We start from the raw sequence: 6,473 nt of genomic DNA, 5'->3' as shown, positions 1-6,473 counted from the left end.
CAATGGTGAAATGATCGCCCTCGATTTTCTCGAACAATTGAATGCCTTCGCCTTCGATCTGATAGGCGCCGACGCTTCCCAGCGCCTTGGTGCCGACGCGGGCGAGGTGGCGGCCGATGAAGGCGGGGTCGAGCTTGCGCATGGTCATCGAAGCGATGCCGACATGGCGCCACAAAATCTTGCCGTCGCGAACCAGCACGGCGGCGCTGTTCAACTGATGGGTCTTGCCCGACAGCGCCAGCAAATGACGGCGGGCACCCTCCATGTCAGCCGGCTTGTGGAACACCCCGTCGCCGAGCGACAGCGTCTGGTCGCAGCCCAGCACCAGGGCGCCCGGCCTGCGCTCGCTGACTTCGGTCGCCTTAGCCTCGGCCAGCACCAGGGCGACGTCCTCGGGCGAGACGCCGCTATCCTGCAAAGGCGACTCGAGCGCGCGCTCGTCGACATCGGCCGGCACCGCCTCGACATCGACGCCGGCATTGACCAGCATCGCCTTGCGGAACGGACTGCCGGAAGCGAGGATGAGTTTTTCGGTCATGCTGATTCACCCATGTTGGCGCTCCGTCACGCACCCCTCATCCGACCGAGCTTCGCTCGGCCACCTTCTCCCACAAGGGGAGAAGGGAAGTCCCGCGCGTACGCCGCTGCAAATCGCCAACTGGCGGTATCTTGCGGAGACGACGGTGCCACGTTCTTCCTTCTCCCCTTGTGGGAGAAGGTGGCCTCGCGAAGCGAGGTCGGATGAGGGGTGCTGGTGCTCACTTATCTTACCTGCCCTATCTATTCTTCCCCCGCAGGGCAACGATGGCCGCCGCCGTTTCCTCGATCGAGCGGCGGCTGACGTCGATCATCGGCCAGCCATGCCGCGTGCAGATCTTGCGGGCGTAGGCGAGCTCTTCGCTGATCGCCGCGCGATCGACATAGTCTGATGCCTCATACGAGCTGCTGTTGCCGAGGATGCGGTTTTGCCGGACGTGCGAGATGCGCTCGGCGGTGGCGATCAGCCCGACGATGAGCGGCTTGCTGGCGGCAACCAGGCTTTCCGGCACCGGCACACCGAGCACGATCGGGATGTTGGCGGTCTTGATGCCGCGGTTGGCGAGGTAGATGCTGGTCGGCGTCTTCGACGTGCGAGAAATGCCGATCAGCACGACATCGGCATCGTCCATGTTGAGCGGCAGCTGGCCGTCATCATGGTCCATGGTGAAATTGAGCGCATCGATGCGGCGGAAGTATTCGGCGTCGAGAACATGCTGGGCGCCGACGCGGCGGCCGGCGGGGGTGCCGAGATAGGACTGGAACACGGTCAGCACCGGCTCCAGCACCGACACACAGGGCAGGCCCATGGCCGCGCAGCGCTCGTCGATGCCGCGCGCCAGCTTCTGGTCCACGACCGTATAGAGGATGATGCCCGGCTCTTCCTCGATGTCCTCGAACACCTTCGCCACCTGCTTTTCGGTGCGGATGAGCGGATAGATATGCTCGATGGCGCGCGCATCCTTGTACTGCGCCGAAGCCGCCCGGCCGGCGGCGAGCAGCGTTTCGCCGGTCGCGTCGGAAATCAGGTGCAGATGGAAGAAGCTCTGGGGTTTGTTCACAGGGGGTCACCTGGGGCTGTGGGCTTCTGTGGATAAAGCGGGACGAAAAGACGGGTCGGTCGGAGGCGACTGTATCAGATGGCAGTTTGTCCACAATTCGATGCGCTGTCAGCTTCGTCGGGCGACTGGGGACAAGTTTGGGGACGGCTTTTTTCGCCTACAGTCCGTCCACAGGACCTGCCTTTCACCGCTCTGCCTAACGCTTTGACTCGATTGATCGATTCCGACCTATCCCCAGAACCCTACATCAGGGAAAAAGAAGCACGCGACAATATGTTGGCTGGTGTTTTCCGGGGCAAAGCGGGACAGGTGGCAATCACCAGAACCAACAGACTCTTAGAATCAGAAGAATCTTAGATATAAGAATCTTTGATTATAGAAGAGGCCGGGAGAAGCGAGCGCTCGATGCCCCAGAACCGGATCATGCTGGATGTCCTGAAGGGCAAGGCTCATTTTCCGCCTCCGCTCTGGATGATGCGTCAGGCAGGGCGTTATCTGCCGGAGTATCGGGAGACACGCAGGCGAGCAGGCTCGTTCCTCGATCTCTGCTATGATCCAGACCTTGCCGTCGAAGTGACCTTGCAACCGATCGAGCGCTTCGGCTTCGATGCTTCGATCCTGTTTTCCGATATCCTTGTCGTTCCGCATGCGCTTGGCCGTGACGTCCGTTTCGAAGAGGGCAGAGGGCCGCTGCTGACGCCGATCACCGCGCCGCAGATTCTGGCTCTGGAAGGCAAGGTGTTTCACGTGAATCTCGAACCGGTCTACGAGACGGTTCGCCGGTTGCGGGCCAAATTGCCCGACGAGACAACCCTGATCGGCTTCTGCGGCGCGCCGTGGACGGTGGCGACCTACATGATTGCCGGCCATGGCACGCCCGACCAGGCGCCGGCGCGGCTTTTTGCCTATCGCGAGCCGGTGGCCTTTCAACGATTGCTGAAGGTGCTTGCCGAACATTCGGCCGCCTATCTCATCCGCCAGATCGAGGCGGGCGCGGATGTGGTGCAGATTTTCGATTCCTGGTCCGGCGTGCTGGACGATGAAACTTTCGATTTGTTCTGCGTTCAGCCGATGGCCGAGATCGTTGGCCGGGTGCGGGCGGTTTATCCCGATGTCCCGATCATCGGTTTTCCCAAGGGCGCCGGTTCGCGCTACCGGACCTATCGACAGAAGACCGGCGTGACGGCGCTGGGGATCGACTGGACGGTGCCCCTGATCGCGGCGAAGGAATTGCAGCGCTCGGGTGCGGTTCAGGGCAATCTCGATCCCTTGCGGCTCGTGGCTGGCGGCAAGGCGCTGTCGGATGGCGTCGAGGCGATCCTGAGAGCGCTGGGAGACGGGCCGCTGATCTTCAACCTCGGTCACGGCATCACGCCGGAGACGCCGATCGCCCATGTCGAGGCGATGGTGAAACAGGTGCGGAGCGCGACACGCTGATGGCTCAGATGAACAACACGAACAGCACCGGCCAGGCGATGATGCGCATGATATCAGGTATCGCCGTGCTGATCGTTTTCACCGCGCTTTTGTATTTCGCGGCACCCGACAGTTTTTACCCCTGGGCCAAGGCGATCCATATCCTCGCCGTCATCTCGTGGATGGCGGGCATGCTCTATCTGCCGCGGCTGCTGGTCTACCACACCGATGCCGAGAAGGGCTCGGTGCAGTCGGAAACCTTCAAGGTGATGGAGCGGCGCCTGCTGCGCGGCATCATCAACCCGGCGATGATCGTCACCTGGGTGTTCGGCCTGTGGCTCGCCTGGAAGGGTTTCGGTTTCCAGGGCGGCTGGCTGCACGCCAAGATCGGAGCGGTGCTTTTGCTGTCCGCCGTTCATGGCTATCTGGCCGGCGCGGTGCGCAAATTCGCCGAGGACCGTAATGAAAAACCGGCCAGGCACTGGCGGATGGTCAACGAGATCCCCACATTGCTGATGATCGCAATCGTCATCCTGGTGGTGGTCAAGCCGTTCTGATGCATGTCGCTCAAAAACGGCCAGGAGACTGCGACAGGCATTGATGCGTTTAGGCCTTCATAGGCCATGCAAAACGCAGCTTGCTCTTTCACCCGACCGACGATAAAAGACGGGTCTTCCTTCCCGTCATGCGCCGCCCCTCGTTGTTTTCGGCCGCGCCCGGCATTTGTCGCATCCCGCCGATATTTTCCCAAAGCCTACCCAGACTCCATCTATTCAAGGTCCGTCTATGCAAGAAATGAAACTCGCCGAGTTCAAGAACAAGAAACCGCCAGAGCTGATCGCTTATGCCGAATCGCTCGAGGTCGAAAACGCCAGCGTCATGCGCAAGCAGGAGCTGATGTTTGCGATCCTGAAGAAGCTGGCCGCCCAGGAGATCGAGATCATCGGTGATGGCGTGGTCGAGGTGCTGCAGGACGGTTTCGGCTTCCTGCGCTCCGCCAACGCCAATTACCTGCCAGGTCCCGACGACATCTATATTTCACCGTCGCAGATCCGGCGCTTTTCGCTGAAGACCGGCGATACTGTCGAAGGGCCGATCCGCAGCCCGAAAGAGGGCGAGCGCTATTTCGCGCTGCTCAAGGTCAACACTATCAATTTCGACGATCCCGAGAAGATCCGTCACAAGATCCACTTCGACAATCTGACGCCGCTCTATCCGACCAAGCGGCTGAAGATGGAGATCGAGAATGTCACCACCAAGGACATATCGGCCCGTGTGATCGACCTGGTGGCGCCGATCGGCAAGGGACAGCGCGCCTTGATCAACGCGCAGCCGCGTACCGGCAAGACGGTTCTGATGCAGAACATCGCCCACTCGATCACCGCCAACCACCCGGAATGCTATCTGATCGTGCTGCTGATCGACGAGCGGCCGGAAGAAGTGACCGACATGCAGCGCTCGGTGAAGGGAGAGGTGATCTCCTCGACCTTCGACGAGCCGGCGGTGCGCCACGTGCAGGTCGCCGAAATGGTCATCGAGAAGGCCAAGCGCCTGGTCGAACATGGCCGCGACGTCGTCATCCTGCTCGATTCGATCACCCGTCTCGGCCGCGCCTACAACACCGTCGTGCCGTCATCCGGCAAGGTGCTGACCGGTGGTGTCGACGCCAACGCGCTGCAGCGGCCGAAGCGCTTCTTCGGCGCCGCCCGCAACATCGAGGAAGGCGGTTCGCTGACCATTATCGCCACCGCGCTGATCGATACCGGCAGCCGCATGGACGAAGTCATCTTCGAAGAGTTCAAGGGCACCGGCAACTGCGAAATCCAGCTCGACCGTAAGGTGGCCGACAAGCGCATCTATCCGGCCATGGACATCCTGAAGTCCGGCACCCGCAAGGAAGACCTGCTGGTTTCCAAGCAGGACCTGCAAAAGATCTTCGTGCTGCGCCGCATCCTGGCGCCGATGGGAACCACCGACGCGATCGAGTTCCTGATCGACAAGCTGAAGCAGACCAAGACCAATGCGGATTTCTTCGATTCGATGAACACGTAAGGGGATGGGGTAGCGATCCTTCGCGCCCCCCTCTGCCCTGCCGGGCAATTCCCCCTCTAGGAGGGAGATTACGCCCTTGGTCGCTTTCGGCAATTATCAATGCCGTAAGGTGAGCGGAACAGCGAAGCTGCCGATCTCCCCACTTGAGGGGGAGATGGCCGGTAGGCCAGAGGGGGCGTCTCTCGCCGGCGGTTAGCAAAACTATCGCCGTCGCAACAATCGCTCGAGCTCTTCAGCATCCGTCACCGCCGGCAAACAAACCTGCCCCGTACACAACCATGCACCTGCCTTGTCGGTCGGCGGCAGGATTCCACCGGGCAGCAAGGGTCGATTCGCTGCCGTACCGATCGGCACGACGATGTCGACGCGACACGGGTCCGGGTTTCGATTCGCAACCGGAACGAGCTTTGGATCTGTGAACTCATCCACCAACACCAGCTTGAGCGGCTCGATCGCCAGCGCGCAGGCATTGACGATGCCGGCCTGGCCATAGGCCTGCTGCGTCGCGCGGCCGGCGGCATGCTCGGCGACGTGCCAGGCTCTCTCCTGCAGCTCGAGATTGCCGGTGACGGAGGCGAGCCTGACCAGCGCCTCGATGATCTGGCCGGTGGCGGACGGAATGGCTTCGTCGACATCGCCGCGGATGCGGATCGGCACGTCGGTGCTGTCGGAAGCAGTCAGGTAGTAACCTGTCTTCTCGGCGTCGGCATGCCAATGCTCGAGCTGCCCGACAAACTGGCCGGCCTGGTCGACATAGCTCCAATCCCCGGTGGCCTCGAACAGCGAGATCGCGGCGTTGGTCATAGCGGCATAGTCGCTGGACAAAGCCGGGAACAGTTTTCTGGCGCCGAGCATCGAATGCGGCAAACGGCCGTCGCGGCTGCCAGAGCTGATATAGGCAAAGGCCTTTGCCGCCGCATCGATCCAGTCAGGCCGCGCCAGCGCCCGGCCGGCCTCGGCAAGCGCTGCGATCATCTGGCCGTTCCAGTCGATGAGGGTCTTTGCGTCAAGGCCGGGCCTAACCCGCTCTTCCCGGACAGCAAGGAGTTTCGCCTTGAGCGCGCTGATCTCTTCGCGGTGGATCACATATTGCAATTGCTGAGACAGCGTTTGGTGGACGACCGGCTTGCCTTCCCAGCCATGCGGGTTGGAGAGCGTGAAGTGCTTGAAAAACAATGCGGAATCGTCGCCAAGGGCGGCTTCGATCTCGTCGCGGCTCCAGGTGTAGAACAGACCTTCCTCGCCGTCGCTGTCGGCATCGAGACTGGCGGCAAAGGCACCGCCGTCGACGCGCATTTCGCGCAGCAGCCAGCCGATCGTCTCTTCGATTCGCACCCGGAACAATTCATTGCCGCTTGCGGCATAGGCCCAGTTGCAGAAGCGGAGGAGCTGGGCATTGTCGTAGAG

6 protein-coding genes are annotated in these 6,473 nt (G+C 61.5%); 3 read left to right on the top strand and 3 right to left on the bottom strand.

Annotated elements, in window-relative coordinates:
• A partial coding sequence (locus EN914_RS19515; protein WP_127389210.1) for a Maf-like protein occupies positions 1 to 538 on the bottom strand: 538 nt, incomplete at its 3' end.
• A 238-nt stretch (positions 539 to 776) separates the two neighbouring features.
• Positions 777 to 1,598, bottom strand: coding sequence for a pyruvate, water dikinase regulatory protein (locus tag EN914_RS19510; protein ID WP_013528729.1), 822 nt, complete (start codon positions 1,596 to 1,598; stop codon positions 777 to 779).
• Positions 1,599 to 2,003: 405 nt separating this feature from the next.
• Between EN914_RS19510 and hemE the strand changes: the two genes are divergently transcribed.
• The 3 genes from hemE to rho all read left to right on the top strand — a co-directional run bounded on the left by hemE (position 2,004) and on the right by rho (position 5,066).
• The gene (gene hemE, locus EN914_RS19505) at positions 2,004 to 3,035 is read left to right on the top strand and encodes a uroporphyrinogen decarboxylase (protein ID WP_024504092.1); all 1,032 of its coding nucleotides are present in this window, start codon (positions 2,004 to 2,006) and stop codon (positions 3,033 to 3,035) included.
• Positions 3,035 to 3,571, top strand: a complete 537-nt coding sequence (gene hemJ, locus EN914_RS19500) for a protoporphyrinogen oxidase HemJ (RefSeq protein ID WP_024504091.1) — start codon at positions 3,035 to 3,037, stop codon at positions 3,569 to 3,571. Before hemE ends, hemJ begins: the two co-directional genes overlap by 1 nt.
• Positions 3,572 to 3,800: 229 nt before the next feature.
• Positions 3,801 to 5,066 (top strand): transcription termination factor Rho, encoded by a 1,266-nt coding sequence (rho, locus tag EN914_RS19495; protein WP_013528732.1) that lies wholly within the window; start codon positions 3,801 to 3,803, stop codon positions 5,064 to 5,066.
• Positions 5,067 to 5,267: 201 nt separating this feature from the next.
• On the opposite strand, the gene EN914_RS19485 is transcribed toward rho, so the two are convergent.
• Positions 5,268 to 6,473: thioredoxin domain-containing protein (locus EN914_RS19485; protein WP_164778803.1), on the bottom strand; the 1,206-nt coding region annotated here is incomplete at its 5' end.

This window comes from Mesorhizobium sp. M7A.F.Ca.CA.001.08.2.1 (assembly GCF_003998455.1).
GTDB classification, from domain to species: Bacteria; Pseudomonadota; Alphaproteobacteria; order Rhizobiales; family Rhizobiaceae; genus Mesorhizobium; species Mesorhizobium ciceri.
The sequence above is the reverse complement of the archived record's forward strand: the minus strand, read 5'-3'. Positions and strand labels throughout refer to the sequence as shown.

Excerpts from the sequence above, each read along its gene's own strand:
- hemJ (WP_024504091.1), top strand. The coding sequence starts at position 3,035 with ATGGCTCAGATGAACAACACGAACAGCACCGGCCAGGCGATGATGCGC.
- hemE (WP_024504092.1), top strand. The coding sequence starts at position 2,004 with ATGCCCCAGAACCGGATCATGCTGGATGTCCTGAAGGGCAAGGCTCAT.
- rho (WP_013528732.1), top strand. The coding sequence starts at position 3,801 with ATGCAAGAAATGAAACTCGCCGAGTTCAAGAACAAGAAACCGCCAGAG.